The sequence below is a fragment of the Pseudomonas sp. Tn43 genome (genome assembly GCF_014192635.1).
In the GTDB taxonomy this organism is placed as follows: domain Bacteria; phylum Pseudomonadota; class Gammaproteobacteria; order Pseudomonadales; family Pseudomonadaceae; genus Aquipseudomonas.
In genome coordinates this window covers 344,012-369,821 of record NZ_JACHYG010000003.1, presented here as the reverse complement: position 1 = coordinate 369,821, position 25,810 = coordinate 344,012, and the positions used below count along the sequence as shown (strand labels likewise).

General features: G+C 57.2%; 27 protein-coding genes and 1 pseudogene. 17 read left to right on the top strand and 11 right to left on the bottom strand.

Annotated elements, in window-relative coordinates:
• Position 1: 1 nt before the first annotated feature.
• The 3 genes from FHW68_RS10240 to FHW68_RS10230 are packed head-to-tail and all read right to left on the bottom strand — an operon-like array spanning position 2 to position 2,827.
• Positions 2-460: a tripartite tricarboxylate transporter TctB family protein gene (locus tag FHW68_RS10240; protein WP_095630978.1), complete on the bottom strand. Its 459-nt coding sequence runs from the start codon at positions 458-460 to the stop codon at positions 2-4.
• A 58-nt stretch (positions 461-518) separates the two neighbouring features.
• Positions 519-1,496 (bottom strand): tripartite tricarboxylate transporter substrate binding protein, encoded by a 978-nt coding sequence (locus FHW68_RS10235; RefSeq protein WP_183680265.1) that lies wholly within the window; start codon positions 1,494-1,496, stop codon positions 519-521.
• Between the two features lie 38 nt (positions 1,497-1,534).
• Complete coding sequence (locus FHW68_RS10230; protein WP_095630976.1) at positions 1,535-2,827, bottom strand: OprD family porin; 1,293 nt, start codon at positions 2,825-2,827, stop codon at positions 1,535-1,537.
• Positions 2,828-3,049: 222 nt separating this feature from the next.
• Here FHW68_RS10230 and FHW68_RS10225 point away from each other — a divergent pair, with 222 nt between their 5' ends.
• Both FHW68_RS10225 and FHW68_RS10220 read left to right on the top strand, forming a co-directional pair.
• A complete protein-coding gene (locus FHW68_RS10225) occupies positions 3,050-3,721 on the top strand; it encodes a response regulator (RefSeq protein WP_095630975.1) in 672 nt (223 codons plus the stop codon).
• The gene (locus FHW68_RS10220; RefSeq protein WP_183680264.1) at positions 3,714-5,102 is read left to right on the top strand and encodes a sensor histidine kinase; all 1,389 of its coding nucleotides are present in this window, start codon (positions 3,714-3,716) and stop codon (positions 5,100-5,102) included. The genes FHW68_RS10225 and FHW68_RS10220 overlap by 8 nt, the downstream gene beginning before the upstream one ends.
• A 153-nt stretch (positions 5,103-5,255) precedes the next feature.
• Here FHW68_RS10220 and FHW68_RS10215 read toward each other — a convergent pair whose 3' ends face one another.
• Both FHW68_RS10215 and FHW68_RS10210 read right to left on the bottom strand, forming a co-directional pair.
• Complete coding sequence (locus tag FHW68_RS10215) at positions 5,256-6,077, bottom strand: HDOD domain-containing protein (RefSeq protein WP_095630973.1); 822 nt, start codon at positions 6,075-6,077, stop codon at positions 5,256-5,258.
• Between the two features lie 34 nt (positions 6,078-6,111).
• Entirely contained in the window at positions 6,112-7,053 is a 942-nt protein-coding gene (locus FHW68_RS10210) for a folate-binding protein YgfZ (RefSeq protein ID WP_183680262.1), read from the bottom strand.
• 148 nt (positions 7,054-7,201) lie between these two features.
• Between FHW68_RS10210 and FHW68_RS10205 the strand changes: the two genes are divergently transcribed.
• A complete protein-coding gene (locus FHW68_RS10205) occupies positions 7,202-7,456 on the top strand; it encodes a succinate dehydrogenase assembly factor 2 (protein WP_095630971.1) in 255 nt (84 codons plus the stop codon).
• Positions 7,440-7,892 carry a protein YgfX gene (locus FHW68_RS10200; protein WP_183680260.1) on the top strand — a complete coding sequence of 151 codons (453 nt, stop codon included), beginning with the start codon at positions 7,440-7,442 and terminating at the stop codon, positions 7,890-7,892. Before FHW68_RS10205 ends, FHW68_RS10200 begins: the two co-directional genes overlap by 17 nt.
• Here FHW68_RS10200 and FHW68_RS10195 read toward each other — a convergent pair.
• Positions 7,861-8,052: pseudogene (locus FHW68_RS10195) on the bottom strand (L-aspartate oxidase); the annotation flags it as partial. The gene FHW68_RS10200 and the pseudogene FHW68_RS10195 sit on opposite strands and share 32 nt — an antisense overlap.
• Before the next feature lie 43 nt (positions 8,053-8,095).
• Here FHW68_RS10195 and FHW68_RS10190 point away from each other — a divergent pair.
• From FHW68_RS10190 to FHW68_RS10165, 6 genes are all read left to right on the top strand, one after another.
• A complete protein-coding gene (locus FHW68_RS10190) occupies positions 8,096-9,556 on the top strand; it encodes a tyrosine-type recombinase/integrase (RefSeq protein WP_183680258.1) in 1,461 nt (486 codons plus the stop codon).
• A complete protein-coding gene (locus FHW68_RS10185) occupies positions 9,553-10,083 on the top strand; it encodes a hypothetical protein (protein WP_183680256.1) in 531 nt (176 codons plus the stop codon). The genes FHW68_RS10190 and FHW68_RS10185 overlap by 4 nt, the downstream gene beginning before the upstream one ends.
• A gap of 1,129 nt (positions 10,084-11,212) precedes the next feature.
• Positions 11,213-11,515: a hypothetical protein gene (locus FHW68_RS10180; RefSeq protein ID WP_183680254.1), complete on the top strand. Its 303-nt coding sequence runs from the start codon at positions 11,213-11,215 to the stop codon at positions 11,513-11,515.
• A 204-nt stretch (positions 11,516-11,719) separates the two neighbouring features.
• Positions 11,720-12,115 carry a hypothetical protein gene (locus FHW68_RS10175; RefSeq protein ID WP_183680252.1) on the top strand — a complete coding sequence of 132 codons (396 nt, stop codon included), beginning with the start codon at positions 11,720-11,722 and terminating at the stop codon, positions 12,113-12,115.
• Positions 12,116-12,176: 61 nt separating this feature from the next.
• Entirely contained in the window at positions 12,177-13,184 is a 1,008-nt protein-coding gene (locus tag FHW68_RS10170) for a hypothetical protein (RefSeq protein WP_183680250.1), read from the top strand.
• 113 nt (positions 13,185-13,297) lie between these two features.
• Positions 13,298-14,239, top strand: coding sequence for an STM4504/CBY_0614 family protein (locus FHW68_RS10165; RefSeq protein ID WP_183680248.1), 942 nt, complete (start codon positions 13,298-13,300; stop codon positions 14,237-14,239).
• Positions 14,240-14,454: 215 nt separating this feature from the next.
• Here FHW68_RS10165 and nadB read toward each other — a convergent pair whose 3' ends face one another.
• Positions 14,455-16,062: an L-aspartate oxidase gene (gene nadB, locus FHW68_RS10160; RefSeq protein ID WP_183680245.1), complete on the bottom strand. Its 1,608-nt coding sequence runs from the start codon at positions 16,060-16,062 to the stop codon at positions 14,455-14,457.
• A gap of 557 nt (positions 16,063-16,619) precedes the next feature.
• On the opposite strand from nadB, the gene rpoE reads away from it, so the two are divergent.
• From rpoE to FHW68_RS10145, 3 genes are read left to right on the top strand one after another with little or no spacing between them, the layout of a single operon-like run.
• Entirely contained in the window at positions 16,620-17,201 is a 582-nt protein-coding gene (gene rpoE / locus FHW68_RS10155) for an RNA polymerase sigma factor RpoE (protein WP_003172477.1), read from the top strand.
• A gap of 30 nt (positions 17,202-17,231) precedes the next feature.
• Positions 17,232-17,819, top strand: coding sequence for a sigma-E factor negative regulatory protein (locus FHW68_RS10150; RefSeq protein WP_095630968.1), 588 nt, complete (start codon positions 17,232-17,234; stop codon positions 17,817-17,819).
• Positions 17,820-17,827: 8 nt separating this feature from the next.
• Positions 17,828-18,790, top strand: a complete 963-nt coding sequence (locus FHW68_RS10145; RefSeq protein ID WP_095630967.1) for a MucB/RseB C-terminal domain-containing protein — start codon at positions 17,828-17,830, stop codon at positions 18,788-18,790.
• 6 nt (positions 18,791-18,796) lie between these two features.
• Here FHW68_RS10145 and FHW68_RS10140 read toward each other — a convergent pair whose 3' ends face one another.
• Complete coding sequence (locus FHW68_RS10140) at positions 18,797-19,003, bottom strand: hypothetical protein (RefSeq protein WP_095630966.1); 207 nt, start codon at positions 19,001-19,003, stop codon at positions 18,797-18,799.
• Positions 19,004-19,037: 34 nt separating this feature from the next.
• Between FHW68_RS10140 and FHW68_RS10135 the strand changes: the two genes are divergently transcribed.
• Positions 19,038-20,471 (top strand): DegQ family serine endoprotease, encoded by a 1,434-nt coding sequence (locus FHW68_RS10135; RefSeq protein ID WP_095630965.1) that lies wholly within the window; start codon positions 19,038-19,040, stop codon positions 20,469-20,471.
• Positions 20,472-20,547: 76 nt separating this feature from the next.
• Here the strand turns inward: FHW68_RS10135 and FHW68_RS10130 are convergent, their stop codons facing one another.
• Positions 20,548-21,981 carry a M48 family metalloprotease gene (locus tag FHW68_RS10130; RefSeq protein WP_183680243.1) on the bottom strand — a complete coding sequence of 478 codons (1,434 nt, stop codon included), beginning with the start codon at positions 21,979-21,981 and terminating at the stop codon, positions 20,548-20,550.
• A gap of 97 nt (positions 21,982-22,078) precedes the next feature.
• On the opposite strand from FHW68_RS10130, the gene FHW68_RS10125 reads away from it, so the two are divergent.
• Entirely contained in the window at positions 22,079-22,318 is a 240-nt protein-coding gene (locus FHW68_RS10125) for a sulfurtransferase TusA family protein (RefSeq protein WP_095630963.1), read from the top strand.
• 31 nt (positions 22,319-22,349) lie between these two features.
• A complete protein-coding gene (locus FHW68_RS10120; RefSeq protein ID WP_183680241.1) occupies positions 22,350-23,420 on the top strand; it encodes an AI-2E family transporter in 1,071 nt (356 codons plus the stop codon).
• A 127-nt stretch (positions 23,421-23,547) separates the two neighbouring features.
• Here the strand turns inward: FHW68_RS10120 and FHW68_RS10115 are convergent, their stop codons facing one another.
• Together FHW68_RS10115 and FHW68_RS10110 are read right to left on the bottom strand one after the other, a co-directional pair.
• Entirely contained in the window at positions 23,548-24,021 is a 474-nt protein-coding gene (locus FHW68_RS10115; protein ID WP_183680239.1) for a peroxiredoxin, read from the bottom strand.
• 10 nt (positions 24,022-24,031) lie between these two features.
• Positions 24,032-24,592, bottom strand: a complete 561-nt coding sequence (locus FHW68_RS10110; RefSeq protein ID WP_007898662.1) for a glycine cleavage system protein R — start codon at positions 24,590-24,592, stop codon at positions 24,032-24,034.
• Between the two features lie 326 nt (positions 24,593-24,918).
• On the opposite strand from FHW68_RS10110, the gene dapA reads away from it, so the two are divergent.
• Complete coding sequence (dapA, locus tag FHW68_RS10105; RefSeq protein WP_048394063.1) at positions 24,919-25,797, top strand: 4-hydroxy-tetrahydrodipicolinate synthase; 879 nt, start codon at positions 24,919-24,921, stop codon at positions 25,795-25,797.
• Positions 25,798-25,810: the final 13 nt, after the last annotated feature.

Sequence of the window (25,810 nt, the reverse complement as noted above, 5' to 3'; positions counted from 1 at the left end):
ATCAGTTCTCCAGAACGTCGAGCACGCCCAGCGGCAGTGGCACGTCCATCAACTTGTCGAACAGCAGATAAAGACCGATGGCCATCAGGCTGATGATCACCGTGCTAGGCAGCCAGCGGCCGCCATACAGACGTGCCATCGGGACGCCGATGAGAATGCTGGCGACGATGAAGCCAAGAGGTTCGAAGGTCCCGGCGAACACCAGCAGCAGCAGCACGCAGATGCCGATTTTGATCAGGGTTTCGCGGTCCAGTTTCGGGTCATCGTCGCTGTGCACGATCGGCGTCGGTCGAAATACCATGTACAGCAAAGCCAGGCCCATCAGGCCGAGCATCAGCAGCGGGAAGGCCCGAGGCCCGACCGGTTCGTAGGAAAAAGCCGCCTGATACGGCCACGCCATCAGGGCCAGAGCGATGCAGGCCAGCAACAGCACTGAAGCGAAAATGCGTTGTATGAGCATGAGGAACTCCTGGGCCACGACCCCGAGAACCGGGGCCGTGGCCGCTAGACAGAGGCGATCACTGGATCAGGCCGAACTCTTTGGCCAGCACTTTGTAGTCCGCGACCTGCTTCTTCACGTAGGTGTCCAGCTCCGGGCCAGTCATGGCGAACGGGAACAGTTCACGCTGATCGCGCAATTTGGCGAAATCCTCGGACGCCAGCAGTTTGTCGAAGGCGCTTTTCCACCAGGCGTAGTCTTCGTCGCTGACTTTTGGCCCGAGGTAGAAGCCGCGAACCACTGGCCAGACGATGTCGTAGCCTTGCTCTTTAGCGGTCGGAATGTCTTTCATTTCCGGCTCGTCCAGACGCTTCTCGGAGAACACCGCCAGTAGACGCATGTCGCCACTCTGGATATGTGGCATGGAGTCGGAGATGTCGGTGCTGCCGACCTGGATGTGGCCGCCCAGCAGGGCGGTGGCGATTTCACCACCGCCTTCGAGGGCGACATAACGCAAGTCGCGCGGGTTGATTCCGGCTGCCTTGGCGATCAATGCCGTCTGCATCCAGTCCTGGCTGCCGACGGTGCCGCCGGAACCGATCACCACTTTGCTCGGATCTTTCTTCAGTGCCTGAACCAGATCGTCCAGGGTCTTGTAAGGCGAATCGCTTTTCACCGCAATGGCGCCATAGCTGGTACCAACAGCGGCCAGCCAGCGAACGTTGGTTTCATCGAAACGACCGAACTTGCCTTGCGCCAGATTCAGCAACGAACCGCTGGACCACGCCACCAGCGTGCCGGCATCGGCCGGACGCTGAGCGACCACCGCGTTGTACGCCACCGCGCCGACACCGCCGGGCATGTAGGTCACGCGCATCGGTTTGGTCAGCAGTTTTTCATTCACCAGCGCGCTCTGCGCCAGTTTGCAGGTCAAGTCGAAACCGCCGCCTGGCGAGGCCGGGGCGATGCATTCCGGGCGTTTGGGTTCGGCCATCAATTGGCCGGCGAACAACATGACGCCAGCGGCCAGAGCAACTTTACGCAATGACAGATTCATTCGAGTCTCCTTGGAGTTTTTGTTATGGACGTACTGAATTACCAAAGGGCAACGCTATAGCTCACCAGCAGACGCACTTCATCGGCATCGCGAGCGGAATAATTGGAGCGGTAGGTGGCATTGCGCAGGCGCACAGCGACATCTTTGAGGGTGCCGCTTTGTACGACGTATTTGATCTCGGTGTTGCGTTCCCACTCTTTGCCTTCGTCGCCGTTCTTGAGCTTGATGTTGTCGCCGCTCAGGTAACGGCTCATGAAGCTCAGGCCGGGAATGCCGAGTTTGGCGAAGTCATAGTCGTAACGTGCCTGCCAGGAGCGTTCTTCGGCACCGGCAAAGTCATTGATCTGCACGAAGTTGACCAGGTAAGGGTCACTGCCGTCGACGTAGGGGAAGGCACTGTCACCGGACATGTGCTGATAACCGGCGCTGAATTTATGCCCGCTCAAGGCATAGCTCACCAGCCCGTTCAGGGATTGGTTGTCGATCTTGCCGCCCCGTGCAGCACCCTCGTCGTCACTGACGGCCAATCGCAGATCGGTGCCGAACGTGCCGGGGCCGAACGGTTGCGAGGCGACCACGCCAAGGAAATGCTGGTTATAGACTTCATCGAGTTGGGCGAAGTGGTAGCTGCCGGTGATCTTGTCGGTGAACTTGTAATCCACGCCGCCAAAATCAAAGTGCTTGCCGGCCACGGTGCCGGCGAAACGGCTGTTTTTGTTGTTGAGGGCGATGTCCTCGAAGTCGGTGCTGTCGCGGTCCTTGGCTTTCTCCAGGCGCCCGCCGGTGAAGGTCAGGTTCTTGATTTCTTTGGAGGTCAGCAGACCGCCTTCGAAGGTCTGCGGCAGAATGCGCCCGTCGTTGGCTTTGAGAATCGGCAATTCCGGAATCAGGCTGCCGATTTTCAATTCCGTGGCGGAGATTTTCATTTTGCCGGTCAGGCCGAGCTTGGAATATTCATCCGCCGCGCGCCCGTCGTCATGGGTCGGCAACAGGCCGGTGCCGGTGCGATCCGGACTTGAATCGAGTTTCACCCCCAACATGCCCAGCGCATCGACACCGAACCCCACGGTGCCGTCGGTGTAACCCGATTGTAGATTGAGCATGAACCCCTGGGCCCATTCGTCCCGCTTGGATTGCTGGGCGCTGGTGCCGTCGCGAAAGTCGCGGTTGAAATACATGTTGCGGGTTTCGAAGGTTGCCGTACTGTCTTCGAAGAAGGCAGCCTGGCTCAACGGCGAAAAGCCGGCGAGGGCGGCGGCACTGGCGAGGGCGGTGTGGCTGAGACGGGAAAAACGGGCAGGCGGGCGAGCCTGAAGCTGCATGGACAGCATGGTGACGTACTCCGTTTATTGTTCTTATTGGCGAAAACGCTTCGGGGCGTTTTTCGTACAGCGACGGCAGTCGAAACTGTCCGTGGCTGGACTTTAACCGGCCAACCTTTCGCTAACCTTTCAGCTGACTTTCACGGTTTTCGGGCTTCACAGCGACGGATGCGGCTGTAAACTCCGCGCCAAAGAATGGGCGTCGACCATCCCTGAATGAGGTAAAGATCCATGCGTGTCCTGCTCGTTGAAGACCATCTGCAGCTTGCCGACAGTGTTGCTCAGGCGCTCAAGAGCACCGGGCTGACCGTGGATGTGTTGCACGACGGTGTGGCGGCCGACCTGGCCTTGAGCAGCGAGGAGTACGCGGTGGCGATCCTCGATGTCGGCCTGCCGCGCATGGATGGCTTCGAAGTGCTGGCGCGCCTTCGGGCCCGGGGCAAGAACCTGCCGGTGCTGATGCTGACCGCTCGCAGCGACGTCAAGGATCGGGTTCATGGCCTGAACCTTGGGGCTGACGATTACCTGGCCAAACCCTTCGAGCTGACGGAACTCGAAGCACGGGTCAAAGCCTTGCTGCGTCGCAGTGTGCTCGGCGGTGAACGTCAGCAGCGTTGTGGCGTGCTGGCCTATGACCTGGACACCCGGCGCTTTACCCTCGGCGAAGAATTGCTGACCCTGACCTCTCGTGAGCAGGCGGTGCTGGAAGCCCTGATCGCCCGTCCCGGTCGGGTGATGAGCAAGGAACAACTGGCCGCCCAGGTGTTTGGTCTGGACGAGGAAGCCAGTCCCGATGCCATCGAAATCTATGTTCACCGCTTACGCAAGAAACTCGATGGGCAGCCGGTAGCCATCGTGACGTTCCGGGGCCTTGGCTACTTGCTGGAAAGCCGCGATGCATAAGCTCAGCAGCCTGCGCTGGCGGTTGCTGTGGAACCTCGCGCTGTTGTTGGTGGTGTTGATGCTCGCCAGTGGTTTGAGCGCGTACTGGAACGGTCGCGAAGCCGCCGACACTGCTTATGACCGGACCTTGCTGGCCTCGGCGCGGACCATTGCCGCGGGCCTGTCCCAGCGCGATGGCAGCCTCAGCGCCAACGTGCCTTACGTGGCCCTCGATACATTTGCCTACGACAGCGCCGGGCGGATTTTCTACCTGGTCAATGACATCAACCAGAAGCTGATCTCGGGCTACGAAAACCTGCCACCGCCGCCGCCGGGAACGCCTCGCACCGATGATTATCCCGCGCTGGCGCGTTTCTATAACGCCACTTATCAAGGGCAGAACGTGCGAGTCGTCAGCCTGCTCAAAGCGGTCAGCGAGCCGAACATGAACGGCATGGCGGAAATTCGCGTGGCGGAAACCGATGAAGCGCGGGTCCGCATGGCTCGTAGCCTGATGGCTGACACCTTGTTGCGTCTGGGCATGCTGGCGATCGGTGCATTGCTGATGGTGTGGTTTGCGGTCAGTGCGGCGTTGCGTCCGCTGGAGCGCTTGCGTACGGCGGTGGAAGAGCGTCAGCCCGATGACTTGCGACCCTTGCCGTTGGTGGAAGTGCAGCACGAGCTCTGGCCGCTGGTGCGTGCGCTCAATCACTTTACCGAGCGGTTGCGCGGACAGTTCGAGCGTCAGGCGCAGTTCATCGCCGATGCCGCCCATGAATTGCGTACTCCGTTGGCGGCGCTCAAGGCACGGCTCGAACTGGGCTTGCGCTCGAACGAACCCGACACCTGGCGCAACACCCTGGAAACCGCCGCCCAAGGCACTGATCGCCTGACTCACCTGGCCAATCAATTGCTTTCGCTGGCCCGGGTCGAGAATGGCGCCCGGGCAATCGCCGAGGGCGGTGCGCAGTTGCTCGACCTCAGTCAGTTGGCCCGTGAACTGGGCATGGCCATGGCGCCGCTGGCCCATGCGCGTGGCGTGGCGCTGGCACTGGAAGCAGACGAACCGGTGTGGCTGCGTGGCGAGCCGACGCTGTTGAACGAATTGTTGAGCAATCTGGTGGACAACGCACTGGCTCACACGCCACCGGGCGGTAATGTGATCTTGCGGGTCATGGCACCGGCGGTGCTCGAGGTCGAGGACGATGGCCCGGGAATTCCCCTTGAGGAGCGGGATCGGGTGTTCGAGCGTTTTTATCGGCGTAATGAGCAGGTGGCCGGATCGGGACTGGGCTTGGCCATCGTAGGGGAGATCTGCCGCGCCCACCTGGCGCAGATCAGCTTGCACGATGGCGAGCAAGCGGGGCTGAAGGTGCGGGTTAGTTTTATTGCCGGAGAGTGAACACAGCCCTGTGGCGAGGGGGCTTCCTGTGGCGAGGGGGCTTGCCCCCGTTGGAGCGCAAAGCGGTCCCCAGCATTCCGTCTGGTAGATCATACATAACAGGTTTTACGACTACTGCGCAGCCGAACGGGGGCAAGCCCCCTCGCCACAGAATCAGTAAAACATCGACCGCGATTCTTCCAGAGGCTTGCACATCGCCTCGTTCTCCGGATCGATTCCCAGCTTCTTGAAGGCCGGTACGCTGAAGGGGTCGATACGGGCCATCGGATGATCGGTGTCCTTGCGGCAATACAGGCTGGCCACTTGCACCAGATCAACATAGTCGACCCGCTCCGATTGCCGTTTGAAATCCAGATACAACCCCGGCAATTGCACCAGCATTTCCGGAAACTCCCAGACCCTGAGCAATTTATCGCCCAGCAGCGGGTGAATTCGATCGATCACGTGGTTGAGGCTGACCGGGTCAGACAGCAATTCATAATGATCTTCGGCATAGGTCAGAATCGGCAGTACACCAATCTGATGCACGAGCCCGCCGAGCGCCGCCTGATCGGGCTTGAGCTGTGTGTAATTGCGGCACAGCGCATAGCTGACGCCGGCGATCTCCAGGCTCTTGCGCCAGACCTCGCGCATTTTCTGTTCCACCACTTCGGAACGGGCATTGAAGATCTGTTCCATCACCAGGCCGATGGCCAGGTTGCTGCTGTAATTGACGCCCAGCCGGGTGATGGCCGTGTGCAAATCAGTCACTTCCTGGGTCGCGCGCAGCAACGGGCTATTGACCACTTTGATCAGGCGCGCCGACAGCGCGGTATCGCGGCCAATCACTTTGCTCAGTGTGCTGACACTGATTTCCGGGTCTTCGGCGGCCTTGCGAATCTGCAGGGCCACTTCCGGTAACGTTGGCAGAACCAGGTCATCGTTATCGATGGCCTCAACCAAATCCTGTTGGACCTTATCCGCCAGCTCGCTCATTTCTTTTCTCTAGGTATTGCGACAAGTGCTGCTATTAACGCTGGATTTCGCGATCGCGATCCAGTTGATAAGGCAGGTCGAGCAGATGCAGGCCCGGACCTTCGAGTGCGCCAAGGTGCAGGTTGCCATCTTCTGCAGCTTCGGCTTGCAGCACGGCAAGGAGTTCAATGCTTTGTCCGGCGCGGGCGGCCAGTACCACTTCACCGATCGAACTGCCGTGGGTCGGGGAAAACAGTGGGGTACCCGGCTGCGGTAATTCGCCGGCCTCCAGTTGCAGGCGATACAACCGACGCTTGAGCTTGCCCAGGTATTGCATGCGCGCGACGATTTCCTGGCCGGTGTAGCAACCTTTCTTGAAGCTCACGCCACCGACGGCTTGCAGATTGAGCATCTGCGGAATGAACAGTTCGCGGGTGCTCGGCATGACCTGGCCGATGCCGGCACGGATCTGGCCCAGCAACCATTGGTTCAATTCGCCTTCGGCCAACAGAGCGGACAGCTTGCCCTTGATGACGTCGGCCTGATCGGCGCGAACCCAGAGTTCAGCGCGATCCGGCGAGACGCGAAGGGCGATCAGGCCGTCATTGCGCACGACGCTGTCGGTTTGCGCCGGTAGCTCCAGGCCCAGGCTGGTCAGTGCCGCATCGCCATGCTCAAGGCCGAAGCGAACCCAATGGGCGCTTTCATCAGTCAGTTTCGATTTGGAGAACACCGCGTACTTTTTCAGGTCCGCCAGTTGCGGCTCCAGCAGTTCGCTGGCCATCGCCATGAGCACACCGTCGCCTTCGAGCAGGATGCGGAAACTCGACTGCATCCGGCCTTTCTGCGTGCAGCGCGCGCCAAGGCTGGCCTGGCTGTCACTCAAGTAATTAATGTTGCAAGTCAATTGGCCTTGCAGGAATTTGCCGGCATCCGCGCCGCGTACCGCGAGAACGCCTTCGTGAGACAGGGTGCAGAAAAAAGCAGAATCGGCCATGGGTCATCGCAGGGTAAAGAGTCCGAGGGACATCATAAGGGGACGCCCATGAAATGGGTAGTTCACAAAGGATCGGTGGGGGCGACCAAAGCTGACTGTTCGAGCGGGCCCGGGGCTGTATACTTGCCGCCTATTTGAGGAGCGCTCCATGGTCGAAGATGTTGAACTGAATCGCCTCTACTGGCACAGCCGCCGTGGCATGCTTGAGCTTGACGTGTTGCTGGTGCCGTTTGTGAAAGAGGTTTACCCGCACCTCAACGAGGTTGATCGCGCATGCTACGTCAGGCTGCTTGAATGCGAAGATCAGGACATGTTCGGCTGGTTCATGGAGCGTGCCGAATCGGACGATCCGGAGCTTCAGCGCATGGTTCGCATGATTCTGGATCGTGTCCAGCCCAAGTAATGTGTTCGAATGCCGCTGGCATGCCTCACGGCAGTTGCTGGCGGCGTATCTTCTGGCCCAGCTGTTCGCGCTGGGTTCGTTGTTTCTGCTTTCCATACCGATCTGGGCCAGTTTGCTCGGCACTTTTTGCTGTCTGGCTCATGGCGTCTGGGCATTGCCGCGACAGATTTTGCTGACACACCCACAGGCGTTTCGCGGCTTGCGTCGCGATGCCGATGGTTGGCAGTTGTGGAATCAGGCGGCAGGTTGGCAGCCCGTGCAGCTGCGGCCGGACAGTCTGGCGTTGCCATTGATTGTGGTGCTGCGTTTTCGTCTGCGCGATGAGCGACGGATCAGGGCGATCTGTGTGCCGCGCGATTCGCAGGCGGCGGATATGCACCGGCGCCTGCGGGTTCGGCTCAAGTTCAGTCGGCGTAGGTGGGCGGCACCAGAATAGTGTCCAGGGCGACCGGCAACATGTTCGGATAGTCGAGGGTGTAATGCAGGCCCCGACTTTCCTTGCGCTCCATGGCTGACCGGATCATCAGGTCGGCTACCTGAGCCAGGTTGCGCAGCTCGATCAAATCCCGGCTGACCTTATAGTTACTGTAGAACTCGACGCGATGAGGCTAAACCCAATGGCTACAGGGGTTTCAGCCGATGAGCATCAACCAGCGCCCTCAAAGTGGGACAAACCTGTTACAAACCGCACTCGCCAAGCCATACCACTATCGCCGGTCTGGTCGTTATTACCTTCGCCTTCGCCCTCAAGGCACAACTAAAGACTTCTTCACGCTATCGCTTAGGACCACCGACAAGGCCACTGCTATGACCATCTCCCAAGACATCCTCAAGACCCTCAAGGCGTACCACTTCGACAACCCTGAGGCCACTTGGGACGAACTCCGTGAGCGTCTTATAGACATCGCTGAGTCTTGCCTGACGATGGCGCATGGTGATAGCTCCTTGGTCGCCTATGAAATGATCCACGATGAACACCATGTTGCCCTCCGTGAGGCCAGCGCTAAGCTGCCTTTGAGCGTCAATCAGCAACGGGCTGTGAGCAAGGCGTTGGAGATCCTTGAGGCCGCTCAAGAGCGCTTGGAGGGTAGGCCGGGGAAGCTGGTCGAGATCGTAAGGGGCCTCAAGAGTGAGTCTTGTGGCACGTCTGTATCCCTGTCTCCGTCCCTATCTGTTTTATCGTCTGAAGCATCCAAGCCGCTGACCTTCAAGACTCTCTCTGCGCTCTACATGGATGAGCATAAGGAGTATGCGGGGGAAGGGACCATACGAGACGTCAAGTCCTCTTGTAAGACCATCGCTGAGATTCTCGGTGACTTGGACCTGAGGACCCACACAAGGGAGGACATGAAGAACCTGCGAGCCAAGCTCTCTGAGGGGCGCAAGCCTTTGACGGTGGGGAAGATCCTGACCACGCTATCAACGGTGATGAAATGGGCAGTGAACAACGACTATTTAACCAAGGCGCTCACGGATGGCCTGAAGCCAACAAAGGGCACTGACAGCTCCCGTGAGGCGTTCTCTCAGGATCAGGTAAAGACGCTTATGGGGCACGCCAAGACACTCCCAGTGGACTCATGGCAACGCTGGGCTTTGTCCCTTGGGGTCATCACTGGGACTCGCATCGAGGAACTCAGGCAGTTGACCAAGGCTGATGTTAAGCAGGTCGCTGGTGTCTGGGTGATCGACATCAACCGAAACGATGGTAAGACAGCCAAGACTAAGAACGCTTTGAGGGTCGTCCCTCTGACCGATGGGGCGTATGGGTTTGACCTTCAGGCGTTCCTTGAGTTTGTCGATAAGGCCGACTCTCGGTTGTTCACGCTGGGCGCTGGTCAGTTCTCTGTGCTGCTCAATGGGACCCTCCGGGATGTCCTGAGCTTGAAGGCAGACCGGACCCAAACCTTCCATTCGTTACGGCACTCGCTGGCTGGTGCCTTGAAGGCCGCTGAGGTTCCTGTGGGCACCGCTGAGTCAATCTTGGGGCATTCGTCAGGGTCGATCAGTTACGACTTGTATGGGGCGGGAAGTGCCGTAGAGGTAGGGCGAATGGCTGAGGCGCTGAAAATTGCTTTTGACATAAAAGGGGTGGCGGCTTGAACGTAGACAATGAAGCAAACCATATTAAGTGGCTTTTAACTGATTTGATTTTGGATCTTACGACCGCTGTGGAGCTTGCAAGAGAACTCGTAAATATAACGCGGGGCGCAATAACTAATCGTACCGTGGGGTCATTTCGGATTTATAATCACTCCATAGTCTTGTCATTGTTCAAACTCGTTGAGATCAGGAAGGAGTACAATCAATTTTTGCGTCACTTTCCCTCGGAGATTACCAAGGCGCTCTTTGAAGATTCTAAAGCGATAGAGCAAAAGAATATTTGTAAGTTTAGAAGTAAATATGCAGCGCATATCTTTGATAATGTCACTAATAAGCCAGTCTCGATCCAACGAGGGATGGAACTTCTTCAGTCAATTACAGGGAGGGATAATGTTGACTGTCTTCGGTTTTATGAATGGGTATGCCCAGAAGAATGGAGTGTTGAAAAGAAGTGTATAATTACCACGATAGTAGCGCTGCGGGACTATTGCAGAGGTATGCCGGGTGGTGAGCTTGAGAGACCATAATAGTTGAAAAACGCAGTTTCATGGGTGTCGAGCTGGGCGAACTCAAGGCGCTGATCCTAAATATCGAAATTTGATACGTCGAAACGCGCTTCTACGTGAAATATCCTCGACTCGCTGGGTCCTGGTCTTGCTGTGTGAGCGTAGGAGCGCGTAAAGCCATATGAATATTGTGGTTTTTCGTTTGATCCTCCAAAAAGCAACCTTCTAAAATCATGTTCATGGCACGTTCGGCACCCTTCCAATGCATCGGCATGGACTACTGGGTACGTTCTCTGTAGCGCTTCTGGCGAGCTTAGAAAACCCCTCACTATGTACGGCTCATTAAAACCCCTCACTATGGCTGCACTCCCGCAGCGGCCATTCGAGGAGTTACGACACATGCCCAGCATCCCCACTTCGAGCTTCTTGGCGCTGACGCCTGCACTGGCGACTTGATTGAGCGGCATACCAATACAGAGACTGGCAGCTCCCGCCTCGTTCAGGTGAGCGTGCTTGAGGAACTTCCGGAGAACTTCGAACCGTTCCCTGTGGAGGTCGATGAGGAGCCTTTCGAGTTCAACGGCTATGACGGCGACCTTGACGTTCCTTCCTACTATGGTTGTGCTGTCGATTAATTCCGTTCACGGATTCCGCAAGGATGTCAACAGGGGATTAAAAACCCTCACTATGGCTACAGGGCGACACACCAACGAAAATAAATAGTTGTCCCTGCGACCATTCAGATTCCTACCGGGCTCCATCACGGACCCGGCCTGAGACCACCGAGTGCTAAGTGCGACCACCTTCAAGGTGACACGCCAACATTCAACTGTCCCCGGTAAGCAGACCTTCGCGTCTGGCTCCAGTAGGAAGGAGCGAACATTGACACTGTCACTCGTTAGTCGATGTCCATTAAGGGCACCGCTGAGAGACCTTGCACGGGATTGGGGCCACCGTGTATTGCTCAATGTTCACGGGGGCCTTTAACCTTAAAGATTCTAAAGATTACTCAATGAGTAACTCTCTTATTATTCTCTTTAAATAAGTCTTTGCTCTTATCTTAAAGAACATCTCAAGTTCTCTCTAAGTTAGGGATTGGTCTGGCGACCATGAACATCCCATTCTTTCCGAACATCTCAAAGGAGGACCCATGCGATTCCACTTCAAGCTCGATGGTCTCGATCATCAGCACCGTGACACCTTGTTGTCCATCGAGTCGGCCATGACAGGTCGATCCTCTACCGCTTTGTTTGACCTCAAAGCTCTCGATGTCTTCACCAATCGGGACCCAGAGAAAGCCAAGGCGTTTGTCTCAGGCAAGCTGGGAGCGTTCCTAATGGAGTCCCTTGAGGCCTTGATGACTGCTACTGGTCTCGACCTGATCGCCCTTTACAATGCCGTGAAGAATATCCCCGTAGTTCTCAAGGCTCGTCCTGTAGTAACTATGCAATAACCCAGTGTCGCCTCACTGGTGCCCTCAATGATGTCTCTCAGGTCCGCCATAGCCTGTTAGTCCATCACCATTAAACAAAACCAATCAAGAACCTATTCGTCAGTCTTGGAAGATTCCCACGCGGCTCCCTCCTTGCCGTCTTGTCGTGCGCGTCTATGGCGCCAAGGCTGAACGAATGGGTCACCTCATAGGAGATCCAACACCATGAAAATCACCATCACCAATGTCCTGAAGAACGAAGTCACCGTGTCCGGCCAGACCCTGAGCCGTGAGTACGTCGAGAACATCATGTTGCCCATGTTGGTCGCTCAGTGCGCCACCGTGCAAAGCCGTAAGTTCGAGATCGTTAAGGTCTTCGATGAGGCTGGTCTGTCGCTCGCTGCGATTCCCGAAGTCGCCCGTGAGTACGCCATAGACAAGTCAGAGAAGGCCCGTCTGCGTCTCCGTCAACAAGCTGAGGCCAATGCTCACGCTGAGCGTCTCCGTGAAGCTACGCCCCGTGAGCTGGCCCAAGCGAAGGCTGACAGAGAAGCCCGAGCGGCTGCCATTCGTGAACAAGGCGACCGTGTCCGTGCTGCCTCTCGTAACTCTGGCTGGTAACTCTCAAAGAGAACCTAAAGACACCACTTCAATCATTCCCATAATTCAGGAGACCATTCCCATGAAACTGCCTAACCAATACGAAAAGCCATCAACCTATTACACCTCGATCACCGATGATCAGAACGGGTCAATCCGCTTCAACACTGCTGACATCCGCACCGAGAACGAAGCGGCCACCGATGTGTCCGTCTACGTGCAAGCCCTGACCGAGGGTCTCGACGAGTACCTTAACAGTGACGAATGGCGTGAAGAGGCCGCTGAGAGAACCCCCTGCGAGTTCCGTCCGGCTGGCTCTAACGCCTCAGGTCAACAAATCATCACCATGGCTGATCGCTCTGTCACCTTCGACCCTCGCAAGAACTGGGACAACCAGACCATCTCGAAGGGCGCTGTCCTGGCCGGGTCTGTGATCTTCACTGAGCCCACCGATACCGCTCTGGTCATCAGCCACCGCTTCACCATCCTCGACCACACCTTGTTGGCAGGCTTCACCGAGGGCTCTATGAACCAGACCGCTGAGAAGCTCTTAAGGGACATCGAGTTCACTGCCGCTGGCAAGATCGCTGGCATTCTGGCAACTGCTCCATCCACCGAGAGCGTCTCCACGACCAAGCCAACCGGCAAGCCTGTAGAGATCGCAGAGGACCTGATCGACATCTTGACGATGCACATCAACCAGACTGTGGGCACCTCGCTGGGTGACTTCGTGGTCCTGCTCCCGGTGTCACTGGTGGCCGTTCTTGAGCGTGCTGCTCAACGAGCTGGCGTAGAGGACATCGAAGCCCTGATTGGCACCTCTGTGCAACCTTACAGCGGTACTGATTATGGCCTGTTCCTGCTGCCCAAGCTGTTCACCTCACTGAGCTACCGTGAAGGTCGCAACGGTGACGTGTGGAAGATCGAAGCGACCCGCAATGGTGCCCATCAGTGCTGGGACGTTGAGATCATGGCTGTCGTGGACATCGTGGCTAATGGCAAGGTCCGTGTGAAGCTGACCGCTGATGGTCTCCAGACCGAGTCTGTAGCGTTCCCGATGATCACCACTATTACCTTCGAGGCTTCGTAACGAGCCGCGCTGTGAAGCCCCGTAAGGCCTATCCGATGAGGGATTGGCTGGGGCGTAATACATGTGACGCTTAGATGTATGATGTCGCTTTGACAAACAGTTGAGGCGGTGAAATGGCAGTCTTTGATTTGTATTCAAAACGGCAAAAGCGATTGCGCGGTGAGGTCATCGATGTCTACGTCTACGACACATTCCCAGCTCCTTTGCGAATGCAGTTGTCATACATGATCAAAGACCTTTTAGGTGACAAATCCCAGCTCCGCGAATTTCCGATGCCCATCGATGCCTATAAGCAGATTGTCAAGATTCTGAGGAAAGAGTACGGGATAGAAAAATTGCATTCCGACACCATGAGCGGCTATTACGACAGCGAATTTGCTGATCTGCATAGTTTTCTAATCAGTGAGCCTGACATTGAACGATGTCTTGACGCTGTCGAGCTTTGCTATGCCGTTGGCGACTCCCTTGCGCGAAAGCAAATCTACCTTAGTCGGCGTGATGCCAGTTCTCATGTTGATGATTGCATTCAGGAACTGAACACTCGATTCAAAGAAGCTGGACGCGGGTACGAGCTAATCGATGGAAAAATTATCCGTATCGATTCGCAGCTTCTTCATTCGGAAGTCGTGAAGCCTGCCATTGGATTCCTCAACGCTGAAGGATTCGAAGGCGCACGAGATGAGTTTTTCGGGGCGTACGAGCACTACCGTCACGGGAACCATGAGGAGGCGTTAGTCGATGCACTTAAGGCCTTTGAAAGCACCATGAAGGTCATTCTGACAGCCAATGGTAAAACTTATGGCGCAGGGGACACCGCCTCCAAATTGATCTTGGGGTGTAGGGACGCAGGGCTAATGCCTGCATACAACGAATCTCAGATGTCATCCTTGGTCAACGTACTCACCAGCGGAATACCTACATTAAGAAACAAGAATGGTGGTCATGGGCAAGGGGAGGAAGTTAGGACTGTGGAACCAGAGATTGTCGCCTATGGATTGCACCTAACGGCATCCGCAATAGTCATGCTCGCGGGCCTTGAGTCTAAGCGCAGATAATCTGGTGCCTTCGAAAATCTGATAGAAAAATCTGAGCCACCACCTCAATGCTTCTCCTGGGTGAGGTTCCCCCGTGTGGCCTCGCTCAGGTCCTCGCGGGCGCGATAAGGACCCTCGCTGGCGGGCGATAAGGACCCCAGCGATGGGACAAATATGGCCCAAAGCTGTTACAAAACGGGTCCTCAGCGTGCTACGCTCAGGGCTCCTAACGTGCCTCATCTGGTCGGGGTAAGGATCGTATCCTTCGCCTCTGGCAGCATCTCTGGATAATCCAGTGTGTAGTGCAGACCCCGAGATTCCTTGCGTTCCATGGCTGACTGGATCATCAGTTCGGCGACTTGAGCAAGGTTCCTCAACTCAATCAGGTCTCTGCTCACTTTATAGTTACTGTAGAACTCGTCGATTTCGTCCAGCAACAGTTGCACCCGGTGCTGAGCCCGTTGCAGGCGCTTGTTGGTGCGCACGATGCCGACGTAGTCCCACATGAATCGCCGCAGTTCATCCCAGTTGTGCGCAATGATCACATCTTCGTCCGAATCGGTGACCTGGCTCGCATCCCAAACGGGCAGGGCGGTTGGAATTGATACATCTGGCAACTGCTCGAGAATGTCCGCCGCCGCGGAACGAGCGTAGACGAAACACTCCAGCAGCGAGTTGCTGGCCATGCGGTTGGCGCCATGCAGGCCGGTGAAGCTGGTTTCGCCAATCGCATACAGGCCCGGCACATCGGTGCGCCCCCGCTGATCGACCATCACGCCGCCGCAGGTGTAGTGCGCCGCCGGTACCACCGGAATCGGTTGTCTGGTGATGTCGATGGAGAATTCCAGGCAGCGTTCATAGACCGTCGGGAAGTGCGTCTTGATGAAGTCTTCTGGCTTGTGGCTGATATCCAGATAGACGCAGTCGATACCCAGGCGCTTCATCTCATGGTCGATGGCGCGGGCGACGATGTCCCGTGGCGCCAGCTCAGCCCGTGGGTCGAAACGCTGCATGAAGCGTTCACCATTGGGCAGCTTGAGATGCCCGCCTTCGCCGCGCAGGGCTTCGGTGATCAGGAAGCTCTTGGCTTGCGGGTGATAAAGGCAGGTGGGGTGGAACTGGTTGAATTCCAGGTTCGCCACTCGACAGCCCGAACGCCAGGCCATGGCGATGCCGTCACCGCAAGCGCCGTCGGGGTTGCTGGTATAAAGGTAGACTTTTGCCGCGCCACCCGAAGCAAGGATCACAAAGCGTGCGCCGTAAGTGTCGACTTCACCGGTGCCGCGGTTGAGCACATAGGCACCGAGGCAACGGTCGCCTTCAAGTCCCAGGCGCTTTTCGGTGATCAGGTCGACCGCGACCCGCTGTTCCAGCAGTTCGATGTTGGGACGCTGCTTGGCCTGATCGAGCAGGGTTCTGAAAATCGCTGCGCCCGTTGCATCGGCCGCGTGGATGATGCGCCGATGGCTGTGACCGCCTTCGCGGGTCAGGTGAAATTCGAAACCCCCGTCTTCGGTGCCGGACTGTTCATCGCGGGTAAAAGGCACGCCTTGGTCGATCAGCCATTGAATCGCCTCCCTGCTGTGCTCGACCGTAAAGCGCACGGCATCTTCATGGCACAGGCCACCGCCGGCGTTGAGGGTGTCATCGACATGGGACTCGACAGTATCAGTGTCATCCAGAACAGCAGCGACACCACCCTGGGCCCAGAAGGTTGAACCGTTGGCTAGGTCGCCTTTGCTCAATACGGCGATGCGCAAATGACCGGGCAAGGTCAGCGCAAGGCTCAAGCCGGCAGCACCGCTGCCAATTACCAGAACATCGTGTTGAAACTGTTGGCTCATTTCAGGATTCCGCTCAAAGCGAACCGGGTCGGGGTTGGCGCAAGACAGCTGGATCGGCGAGTCAAGACAGCCACACAGCCCACTAGTATATAGAGGGGGGGAGCGGCACAATAGCCGTGCCAGCATGGCATTGTGAAACTACTGTGACGGAAAACGCTGGACGCTTCGTCGGAAGTTTTTCGAAGGCTTCGGCGACAACACGACTGTATCGCGGATTTAACAGTCTTTTTCTCTTCAGGGTTGCACAATGTCGGTTTCGGGCAGCTATAAATATGGAACTTTTGCCAAAGGCCCAAGATCAATAGACGGTTGCCTGAAACAAGGGACAGCGTCGGCTTCGGTGCAGGACTTGCGATTGGGTCCTTGCTCATGAATCCGATGACAAGATTATTCGCGCAGCCGGGCTATCCCGCGCTGCGCTTTTCGTGCGTGCCAAATCAGAGCCCGCAGGAAACTTGCTTGGAGGGGGGAGAACTTTTGCGAAAAGCCCGAGTCTATGTTTGCAAGTCTGGTTGTTCAGTAATGCAAGCCTCCTTCGAGCTTATCGAGGAGTGTTCATGCTAACCCAGGAAGAGGATCAGCAGCTGGTCGAGCGCGTTCAACGCGGCGACAAGCGAGCTTTCGATCTGCTAGTGCTGAAATACCAGCACAAAATTCTCGGGTTGATCGTGCGTTTCGTGCACGACACCCATGAAGCCCAGGATGTCGCACAAGAAGCCTTTATCAAGGCATACCGTGCACTTGGCAATTTTCGCGGAGACAGCGCGTTTTATACGTGGCTTTACCGCATCGCCATCAACACGGCGAAAAACTATCTGGTTTCACGCGGCCGCCGGCCGCCGGATAGCGATGTCAGTTCCGAGGATGCAGAGTTCTACGACGGCGATCATGGCCTCAAGGATCTCGAGTCGCCAGAACGTGCATTGCTGCGGGATGAGATCGAAGGCACCGTCCATCGAACCATTCAGCAACTGCCAGAAGATTTGCGTACGGCGTTAACTTTACGTGAATTCGATGGTCTGAGTTACGAGGACATTGCCAGCGTCATGCAGTGTCCGGTGGGTACCGTGCGCTCCCGGATTTTCCGCGCCCGGGAGGCCATCGATAAAGCCCTGCAGCCGTTGTTGCAGGAAAACTGAGACAGCGGCGACAGCCAAGAGAGGAACGCCATGAGTCGTGAAGCCCTGCAGGAATCGCTGTCCGCAGTGATGGATAACGAAGCGGACGAATTGGAATTGCGTCGGGTGTTGAACGCCTTCGACGATGTTGAAACCCGCGATACCTGGGCTCGTTACCAGATCGCTCGGGCAGTTATGCACAAGGATTTGTTGCTTCCTCGTCTGGACATCGCTGCGGCAGTCTCTGCTGCACTGGCTGACGAAGCCGTACCGGCAAAAGCCTCTCGCGGTCCATGGCGCAGTCTGGGTCGTCTGGCAGTCGCTGCTTCTGTGACTGTTGCCGTGCTGGCAGGTGTTCGTCTGTATAACCAGGATGAGATCGCCGGTGTCGAATTGGCCCAGCAATCCAGTCAACCGGCTCTGACCGCTCCACAGGTCAAGGGTCCCGCTGTATTGGCAGGCTACAATGAGAGTTCGCAAGCCACTGGCCCTATGGCCAACGGCGTATTGCAAGGTCAGCCAGGCTGGCAGGATCAGCGTCTGCCAGGTTATTTGCGCCAACATGCTCAACAAGCAGCATTGAAAGGTACCGAGAGCGCTCTGCCTTACGCTCGTGCAGCAAGCCTGGAAAACCGTTAAGGAGGATCATGCGCCCCATACCTCTACTTACGCTTCTGCTCAGTGGCTGGTTTGTTGTTCCAGCCCACGCCGATGAAGCCCAGGACTGGCTGAAGCGTCTGGGACAGGCGGAGCAAACGCAGAGCTTCCAAGGTACTTTCGTCTACGAGCGTAACGGTAGTTTTTCTACCCATAACATCTGGCATCGTGTCCAGGATGGCAAGGTCCGCGAGCGTTTACTCCAGCTCGACGGCTCCGCACAGGAAGTCGTGCGCATTGATGGGCATACTCAATGCGTGAGCGGCACCCTGATAGCAGGGCTGGGGGACACACCCAACTCCACCGCTCGGGCACTCGATCCACAAAAGCTAAAGAATTGGTATGACCTTGCCGTTATTGGCAAGTCGCGTGTGGCCGGGCGTGCGGCGGTGATCGTGTCGTTAAAGCCTCGCGATCAGCATCGTTACGGTTTTGAGCTGCATCTGGACAAGGAAACCGGTTTGCCATTGAAGTCATTGCTGCTCAATGACAAAGGGCAACTGCTTGAGCGGTTCCAGTTCACCCGGCTGGACACTACGCAGATGCCTGCCGACAGCGATATGCAGGCAGGTGCTGATTGCAAACCTGTTACTTTCGATAGTGACAAGGCTTCCGCCGTCAAAACTGCACAGGTCTGGCATTCGGACTGGTTGCCACCAGGTTTCGAGCTGGTCAGCAGTACCTCGCACAAGGACCCGGCGACCAAAGCCCAGGTCAACAGCCTGATGTTCGACGACGGTCTGGCCCGTTTCTCGGTATTCCTTGAGCCATTGAATGGCGCAACAGTCACAGATACGCGCACCCAGCTGGGGCCAACCGTTGCTGTCTCCCGGCGATTGACTACACCGCAAGGTGAGATGATGGTGACCGTTGTCGGTGAAATACCGATTGGCACCGCCGAACGGATTGCGCTGTCCATGCGCAACGATGCCGCGGCTACCAGCAAGCAGTAAGCTGAGTCAGCCGTGCTCGCCTATCTGGGCTGGTTTGGAGCGGGAATCGGTAATGGCTACTGCGCCATTAATGTCTCGAAATGTTTTGCCGAGCATTTTCATTTGCAAATATTCCGAAAATTTTTTATAGGTCAGAACCCCTCGGCTCTGGCCTTGTTTGTTGTTCCCGGAACAAAAATACCGGCGTATCGTTTCCGGTGTTCCTTGCTCCATATCGCTTAACCATGCTCGTCGTAACGGGAGCCGTATGTCGATACCACGCTTGAAGTCTTATCTTTCCATCGTTGCCACCGTGCTAGTACTCGGTCAGGCGGTCGCCGCACAAGCAGCGGTCGAGTTGCCCGATTTCACGCAGCTGGTCGAGCAGGCCTCGCCCGCGGTGGTGAATATCAGTACCACCCAGAAGCTGCCCGATCGCCGGATCTCCAGCGAGCAAATGCCCGACCTTGAAGGCTTGCCGCCGATGCTGCGAGAGTTCTTCGAGCGGGGCATGCCGCAACAGCCACGGTCCCCGCGCGGTGACCGTCAGCGTGAAGCGCAGTCGCTGGGCTCAGGCTTTATCATTTCGCCCGATGGCTACATTTTGACCAACAACCATGTGATTGCCGATGCCGACGAGATTCTCGTGCGTCTGGCCGATCGCAGTGAGTTGAAGGCCAAGCTGATCGGTACCGATCCGCGCTCCGATGTCGCTTTGCTGAAAATCGAAGGCAAGGACCTGCCGGTTCTGAAGCTTGGCAAGTCGCAAGACTTGAAAGCCGGTCAGTGGGTCGTGGCCATCGGTTCGCCATTCGGCTTTGATCACACAGTCACCCAAGGTATTGTCAGCGCCATCGGTCGTACCTTGCCAAACGAAAACTATGTACCGTTCATCCAGACCGACGTGGCGATCAACCCGGGCAACTCCGGTGGTCCGCTGTTCAACCTGGCCGGTGAAGTGGTCGGCATCAACTCGCAGATCTATACCCGTTCCGGCGGCTTCATGGGCGTGTCGTTCGCGATCCCTATCGATGTGGCGATGGACGTTTCCAATCAGCTTAAAAGTGGCGGTAAAGTCAGTCGTGGCTGGTTGGGTGTAGTGATCCAGGAAGTGAACAAGGATCTGGCCGAATCGTTCGGCCTCGAGAAGCCGGCCGGTGCGCTGGTGGCTCAGATCCAGGATGACGGTCCGGCTGCCAAGGGTGGCCTGCAAGTGGGCGATGTGATCCTCAGCATGAACGGTCAACCGATCGTCATGTCCGCCGATCTTCCGCATTTGGTGGGTGCGCTGAAGGCTGGCTCGAAAGCCAATCTTGAAGTCATTCGCGAAGGCAAGCGCAAGAACGTCGAGCTGACCGTCGGCGCTATTCCCGAAGAAGGCAAGGAGTTGGAAGCCCTTCCTCAATCCAGCATCGAGCGCAGCAGCAATCGCCTGGGTGTTTCCGTGGCCGAGCTGACTGAGGAGCAGAAGAAAACCCTCGACCTTAAGGGTGGCGTGGTTATCAAGGAAGTTCTGGACGGTCCTGCTGCCCTGATCGGCTTGCAACCGGGTGATGTGATCACTCACCTGAACAATCAGGCGATCGGTTCCTCCAAGGAGTTCACGGAAATTGCCAAGGCGCTGCCGAAGAATCGCTCGGTGTCGATGCGAGTTCTGCGTCAAGGTCGTGCCAGCTTCATCACCTTCAAACTGGCTGAATAAACCGGTTGTCGGCTGAATAACAAACCGCCTCGAAAGAGGCGGTTTTTTTATGCCTGGATTTTTGTTCCCGAAGAGGTCAACCCATCATGTCCTTGACCATGCGTTCCTGTTCCATCAACTCGCGTTGGCGTGCGTCGATGCGCGATGACAGCGGGAAGTTGCTGCCAGCCTTGCGCTTGGCGAAGTCCAGTTGCTGGATCGCCTGGCGATAGTCGCCGACCAGTGCAAAGTATTCTGCGCGAGCCTGATGCAGACCGATGATGTTGCCTGACAGGCCTCGAGTTTCGGCCACCATGTACCAGACGTCCGGATCATAGGGTCGGCTCTTGAGCAGGATCTCCAGTGCTTTCTCCGCTTCGGCCGCTCGATTCTGCTTGAGCAGCAAATCGACACGCACCTGATTCAGCGGGTAGTTGCCGGGGTATTGAGTGAGCATCCGGTCGACCCGGGATTGAGCATCGGGCAGGCGATTATTGGTGATGTCCAGATCGACCTGCGCCAGGTTGTAGATGATCTCGTTCGGCGATTTGGCCAGCAGCAGCTTGAGGTTTTCCCGAGCTTCATTCAGTTGACCGCCCTTGATCTGGGCGATCGCCAAGCCATAGCGTGCGACGTCGTTTTTCGGATTTTCATCGAGTTGGGCCCGAAAGCGCTTGGCACCCAAGCCTGGAGTTTCTTCATAGATCAATTGCACGCGGGCGCGAATCAGTTGGTAACGCATGCTGTCTTCGATGCCGCCCGGTTTGGCCTGTTCGGCGCGGTTGCGGGTGTCGGCGATCCGCGATTCGGTGACCGGGTGAGTCAGCAGGAATTCTGGTGGCTTGGCGTCGAAACGGTACTGGCGCATCAGCCGTTCGAACATGGTCGGCATCGAGCGCGGGTCGTAACCGGCCCTTTCCAGGTTCATGATGCCAATACGGTCGGCCTCCTGTTCGTTCTGGCGCGAGAAGCGTCGTTGTTCCTGAATCGCCGCTGCCTGGGTACCGGCAATGGCTGCGATCCCTGCATCGCCTGCACCGGCCGCGGCAATCACAATGCCAGCCAGCAACGCAGCCATCATGGGCACTTGCATGCGTTGCGACGCTTCGACACCGCGGGCGAAGTGACGCTGCGACAAGTGAGCCAGTTCGTGGGCCATGACCGAAGCATATTCACCCTCGGTCTGGGCATTGAGGAACAAGCCACCGTTGACGCCGACGATTCCGCCCGGGGCGGCGAAAGCGTTGAGCTGCGGGCTGTTGATCAGGATGAACTCCAGACGCCGGTCATTGACCTGGCTGGTTTCCACCAAACGGTAGACGCTGGATTCGACATAATCCTTGAGCTGCGGATCGTTGAGCTGTGACACCTGGCTGCGCAACAGCGCCAGCCAGGCACGGCCCAATTGGTGTTCCTGTTGCGGCGAGACGATGGCAGAGCTGGCATCACCAAGTGACGGCAAGTCGTCAGCGAAGCCCGGTGAGGCGAGCAGGCAAGCGAGCGTCAGCAGGGTAGGGCGCAAAAAAGTCATGCACAAAGCCTTAGTCGACAAAGACCTTACTGTAGCCGGACACTACGCTTGGGACCAGATATTCTAAGCGGCTTAACCCCCGCCCCGGAGTGATTTGATGACTGACGCAGTAACCCACGATGTCGAACTGGACGCCAGCGGTCTGAATTGCCCGTTGCCGTTGCTCAAGGCCAAACTGGAGCTCAACCGATTGGCCAGCGGTGCGGTACTCAAGGTGATCGCTACCGATGCAGGTTCCCAGCGCGACTTTCGCACCTTTGCCCGATTGGCCGGTCATACGCTGCTTCGTGAAGAAGATGAGGCGGGCGTTTACCGCTATTGGTTAAAAAAAGCCTGAAACCTGTTGCGTTCGTTTCTAAGGATTATTGATGTTCAAGGTGTTACGCGACTGGATTCAGCGCTACTTCTCGGATGAAGAAGCCGTGGTGCTGGCGGTGCTGCTGTTTCTGGCATTTACCGCGGTGCTCACCCTGGGTGGAATGCTCGCGCCCGTACTGGCCGGTATGGTGCTGGCGTATCTGATGCAGGGGCTGGTGGTGACGCTCGAACGCCTGCGCATGCCGGGTGGCGCGGCGGTGGGGCTGGTATTCGCGTTATTCATGGGGTTGTTGCTGGTTTTTATCATCGTCGTGGTGCCACTGCTCTGGCACCAATTGATCACGCTGTTCAACGAATTGCCTGGCATGCTCGTCAAGTGGCAGTCGCTGCTGTTGCTGCTGCCCGAGCGCTATCCGCATCTGGTGTCGGATGAACAGGTGTTGCAGGCGATCGAAGTGGCGCGGGGCGAGATCGGCAAGTTCGGCCAATGGGCATTGACGTTTTCGCTGTCGAGCCTGCCACTGTTGGTGAACATCATGATTTACCTGGTGCTGGTGCCAATTCTGGTGTTCTTCTTTCTCAAGGACCGGGAGATGATCGGCCAGTGGGTCCGCGGTTATCTGCCGCGCGAGCGGGCGCTGATCACCCGGGTTGCCCAGGAAATGAATCGGCAGATCGCCAATTACATTCGCGGCAAGGTCATCGAAATCTTCATTTGCGGTGGTGTGACCTATATCGCGTTCGTGGCGTTGGGGCTCAACTACTCGGCGTTGCTGGCATTGCTGGTGGGTGTCTCGGTCGTGGTGCCTTACGTCGGGGCAGTGGTGGTGACCGTGCCAGTGCTGCTGATTGCACTGTTTCAGTGGGGCTGGAGCGACCAGTTCATCTATTTGATGGCAGTCTACGGGATCATCCAGACGCTGGACGGCAACGTGCTGGTGCCGCTGCTGTTCTCGGAGGCGGTCAATCTGCACCCGGTAGCTATCATTTGCGCGGTGCTGCTGTTCGGTGGATTGTGGGGTTTTTGGGGAGTGTTCTTTGCGATTCCCCTGGCGACGCTGTTCAAAGCCGTGCTGGATGCCTGGCCGCGCAAAGAACCTGTGGTGGCGCCGCTGCTTTAATCGTCGGTGCGGGTTATGTGGTTGGGGCAGAAGGCCTCATCCCGAGCAGGCTCGGTCCCCCAAGGTTTGCGCAAATCCTGTGGGAACGAGCCTGCTCGCGATGGCGTCAGAACGGGCACTAGCCGAATCAAGCCTTGTTCAGCGCCTGAGCAGCAGCCAGAACCGCATCCACATGCCCTGGCACCTTCACGCCGCGCCATTCCTGACGCAGCACGCCATTCTTGTCGATCAGGAATGTGCTGCGATCAACGCCCATGTATTCCTTGCCGTAGAGCTTTTTCAGTTTGATCACGTCGAACTGCTGGCACAGCGCTTCTTCCTTGTCACTGATCAGCTCGAAAGTGAACGCCTGTTTGGCCTTGAAGTTTTCGTGGGATTTGAGGCTGTCGCGAGACACGCCGAAAACTTCGGTATTGGCGGCTTTAAAGGCGTCAAGCTGATCACGGAAACCCTGACCCTGGGTGGTGCAGCCCGGCGTGCTGTCTTTGGGATAGAAGTAAATCACCACTTGCTTGCCTTTGAGGCCCGCGAGGCTGACGGATTGCCCGTTGGTGGCGAGTGCTTCGAAGTCGGCAACCGGTTGGTCGATGGCTACGGCCATGAAAGCTTCCTTACATTGGGTTTTGTGGGCGCCACGGCTCGATCAGTGCGTCCAGGTTCATGGCGTCGGCGAAATCCAGGAACTGGTCACGCAACCAGCTGATCTGGGTGCCGGCCGGCAAGGTGACGGTGAACGTGGCGTTGAGCATGGTGCCGCCGGTCTGCGGGGCCTGATAGGTGTCGCAGGTCAGGTTCTCCAGTTCGACGTTGTGATCCATGAAGAACTGGCACAGCTCGTTGATGATGTCCGGACGGTAGGCCGAGCTGACGTAGGCAACGTATGGCAGGGCCTGGGGACGGTTCTCCAGGGCAGCGCTGCGGACCACGTTAACGGTGAAGGCGTGCCGTTTGGCCAGCACGGGCAGGCTGCCCTCGAGGCGCGCCAGGGCGTCCCAGCTGCCGGAGATCTCGAGGATCAGCGCGCTGCATTCGCCGTGGCGGGTCAGGCGAGAGGTGACCACGGCGCAGCGGTTTTCATGGCTGGCACGGCACAGGACGTTAGTCAGCTCCATGGGGTTGGCGCCGAGGGCACTGATGACAAGGAATTGTTCGCGAACTGTGGGGGTGGACATGCAGCATTCCTAAAGCGATGAGCGGTCGATACTTTTATGGGCTTTTTTTACCGGGACCAGCCTGCGGATGCGAATTCAGAAACCCCGGCCGAAGGTTGCGACGTGCTCCAGAGTGGCGAGAGCGAGGGGTGGCAACGCTGGATCGGGGCTTGTGAGGCCGAAAATGGAGGCTGGAACGCGGCGTACGAGCTTATCAGTACCGATCAAAGTCTGAAGGGTAGCGAAAAGCAGCGCCAAGGGGAATGGCAGCAGCGCAGTACTTCGCTTGTACAAGCATCTTGGCGCCAGTACCATTACCGCTCTCTTTTTCCGGCAGGAGCGGTTGCATGATTGCGGGCAGTATGGTGGCACTGGTCACACCCATGGATGCACAAGGTCGTCTTGACTGGGACAGCCTGAGCAAACTGGTAGACTTCCACCTGCAAGAGGGCACCAACGCCATCGTGGCCGTCGGCACTACAGGTGAGTCGGCCACGCTTGACGTGAACGAGCACATCGAAGTGATTCGTCGCGTGGTTGCCCAGGTTGCAGGGCGTATTCCGGTGATCGCCGGTACGGGCGCCAATTCGACGCGCGAAGCGATCGAATTGACCACCAACGCGAAGAACGCCGGCGCCGACGCGTGCCTGCTGGTAACCCCTTATTACAACAAGCCGACGCAAGAAGGCCTGTACCAGCACTTCAAGGCAATCGCCGAAGCCGTCGACATCCCGCAGATTCTCTACAACGTGCCGGGCCGTACCGCTTGCGACATGCTGGCCGAGACGGTGATCCGCCTGTCGACCGTGAAGAACATCATCGGCATCAAGGAAGCCACAGGCGATTTGCAGCGTGCCAAGGACATCCTGGCCGGCGTGAGCAGCGACTTCCTGGTGTATTCCGGTGACGACGCGACCGCAGTCGAGCTGATGCTGCTCGGCGGCAAGGGCAATATTTCGGTGACCGCCAACGTCGCGCCGCGCGCCATGAGTGAGTTGTGCGCCGCAGCCATGGCCGGTGATGCCGTCAAGGCCCGGGCGATCCACGAAAAACTGATGCCACTCAATAAAACCCTGTTTATCGAATCCAACCCTATTCCGGTGAAATGGGCGCTGCATGAAATGGGCTTGATGCCGGACGGTATCCGTCTGCCGCTCACCTGGCTCAGCGCTGCCTGTCACGAACCGCTGCGACAGGCCATGCGCCAGTCCGGCGTCCTGGTTTAATTGAGGAAGTACT

Bases quoted from the DNA above. Each gene is read 5' to 3' on its own strand.
- FHW68_RS10240 (WP_095630978.1), bottom strand. From the start codon at position 460: ATGCTCATACAACGCATTTTCGCTTCAGTGCTGTTGCTGGCCTGCATC.
- FHW68_RS10235 (WP_183680265.1), bottom strand. From the start codon at position 1,496: ATGAATCTGTCATTGCGTAAAGTTGCTCTGGCCGCTGGCGTCATGTTG.
- FHW68_RS10230 (WP_095630976.1), bottom strand. From the start codon at position 2,827: ATGCTGTCCATGCAGCTTCAGGCTCGCCCGCCTGCCCGTTTTTCCCGT.
- FHW68_RS10225 (WP_095630975.1), top strand. From the start codon at position 3,050: ATGCGTGTCCTGCTCGTTGAAGACCATCTGCAGCTTGCCGACAGTGTT.
- FHW68_RS10220 (WP_183680264.1), top strand. From the start codon at position 3,714: ATGCATAAGCTCAGCAGCCTGCGCTGGCGGTTGCTGTGGAACCTCGCG.
- FHW68_RS10215 (WP_095630973.1), bottom strand. From the start codon at position 6,077: ATGAGCGAGCTGGCGGATAAGGTCCAACAGGATTTGGTTGAGGCCATC.
- FHW68_RS10210 (WP_183680262.1), bottom strand. From the start codon at position 7,053: ATGGCCGATTCTGCTTTTTTCTGCACCCTGTCTCACGAAGGCGTTCTC.
- FHW68_RS10205 (WP_095630971.1), top strand. From the start codon at position 7,202: ATGGTCGAAGATGTTGAACTGAATCGCCTCTACTGGCACAGCCGCCGT.
- FHW68_RS10190 (WP_183680258.1), top strand. From the start codon at position 8,096: ATGAGCATCAACCAGCGCCCTCAAAGTGGGACAAACCTGTTACAAACC.
- FHW68_RS10180 (WP_183680254.1), top strand. From the start codon at position 11,213: ATGCGATTCCACTTCAAGCTCGATGGTCTCGATCATCAGCACCGTGAC.
- FHW68_RS10175 (WP_183680252.1), top strand. From the start codon at position 11,720: ATGAAAATCACCATCACCAATGTCCTGAAGAACGAAGTCACCGTGTCC.
- FHW68_RS10170 (WP_183680250.1), top strand. From the start codon at position 12,177: ATGAAACTGCCTAACCAATACGAAAAGCCATCAACCTATTACACCTCG.
- FHW68_RS10165 (WP_183680248.1), top strand. From the start codon at position 13,298: ATGGCAGTCTTTGATTTGTATTCAAAACGGCAAAAGCGATTGCGCGGT.
- nadB (WP_183680245.1), bottom strand. From the start codon at position 16,062: ATGAGCCAACAGTTTCAACACGATGTTCTGGTAATTGGCAGCGGTGCT.
- rpoE (WP_003172477.1), top strand. From the start codon at position 16,620: ATGCTAACCCAGGAAGAGGATCAGCAGCTGGTCGAGCGCGTTCAACGC.
- FHW68_RS10150 (WP_095630968.1), top strand. From the start codon at position 17,232: ATGAGTCGTGAAGCCCTGCAGGAATCGCTGTCCGCAGTGATGGATAAC.
- FHW68_RS10145 (WP_095630967.1), top strand. From the start codon at position 17,828: ATGCGCCCCATACCTCTACTTACGCTTCTGCTCAGTGGCTGGTTTGTT.
- FHW68_RS10140 (WP_095630966.1), bottom strand. From the start codon at position 19,003: ATGGAGCAAGGAACACCGGAAACGATACGCCGGTATTTTTGTTCCGGG.
- FHW68_RS10135 (WP_095630965.1), top strand. From the start codon at position 19,038: ATGTCGATACCACGCTTGAAGTCTTATCTTTCCATCGTTGCCACCGTG.
- FHW68_RS10130 (WP_183680243.1), bottom strand. From the start codon at position 21,981: ATGACTTTTTTGCGCCCTACCCTGCTGACGCTCGCTTGCCTGCTCGCC.
- FHW68_RS10125 (WP_095630963.1), top strand. From the start codon at position 22,079: ATGACTGACGCAGTAACCCACGATGTCGAACTGGACGCCAGCGGTCTG.
- FHW68_RS10120 (WP_183680241.1), top strand. From the start codon at position 22,350: ATGTTCAAGGTGTTACGCGACTGGATTCAGCGCTACTTCTCGGATGAA.
- FHW68_RS10115 (WP_183680239.1), bottom strand. From the start codon at position 24,021: ATGGCCGTAGCCATCGACCAACCGGTTGCCGACTTCGAAGCACTCGCC.
- FHW68_RS10110 (WP_007898662.1), bottom strand. From the start codon at position 24,592: ATGTCCACCCCCACAGTTCGCGAACAATTCCTTGTCATCAGTGCCCTC.
- dapA (WP_048394063.1), top strand. From the start codon at position 24,919: ATGATTGCGGGCAGTATGGTGGCACTGGTCACACCCATGGATGCACAA.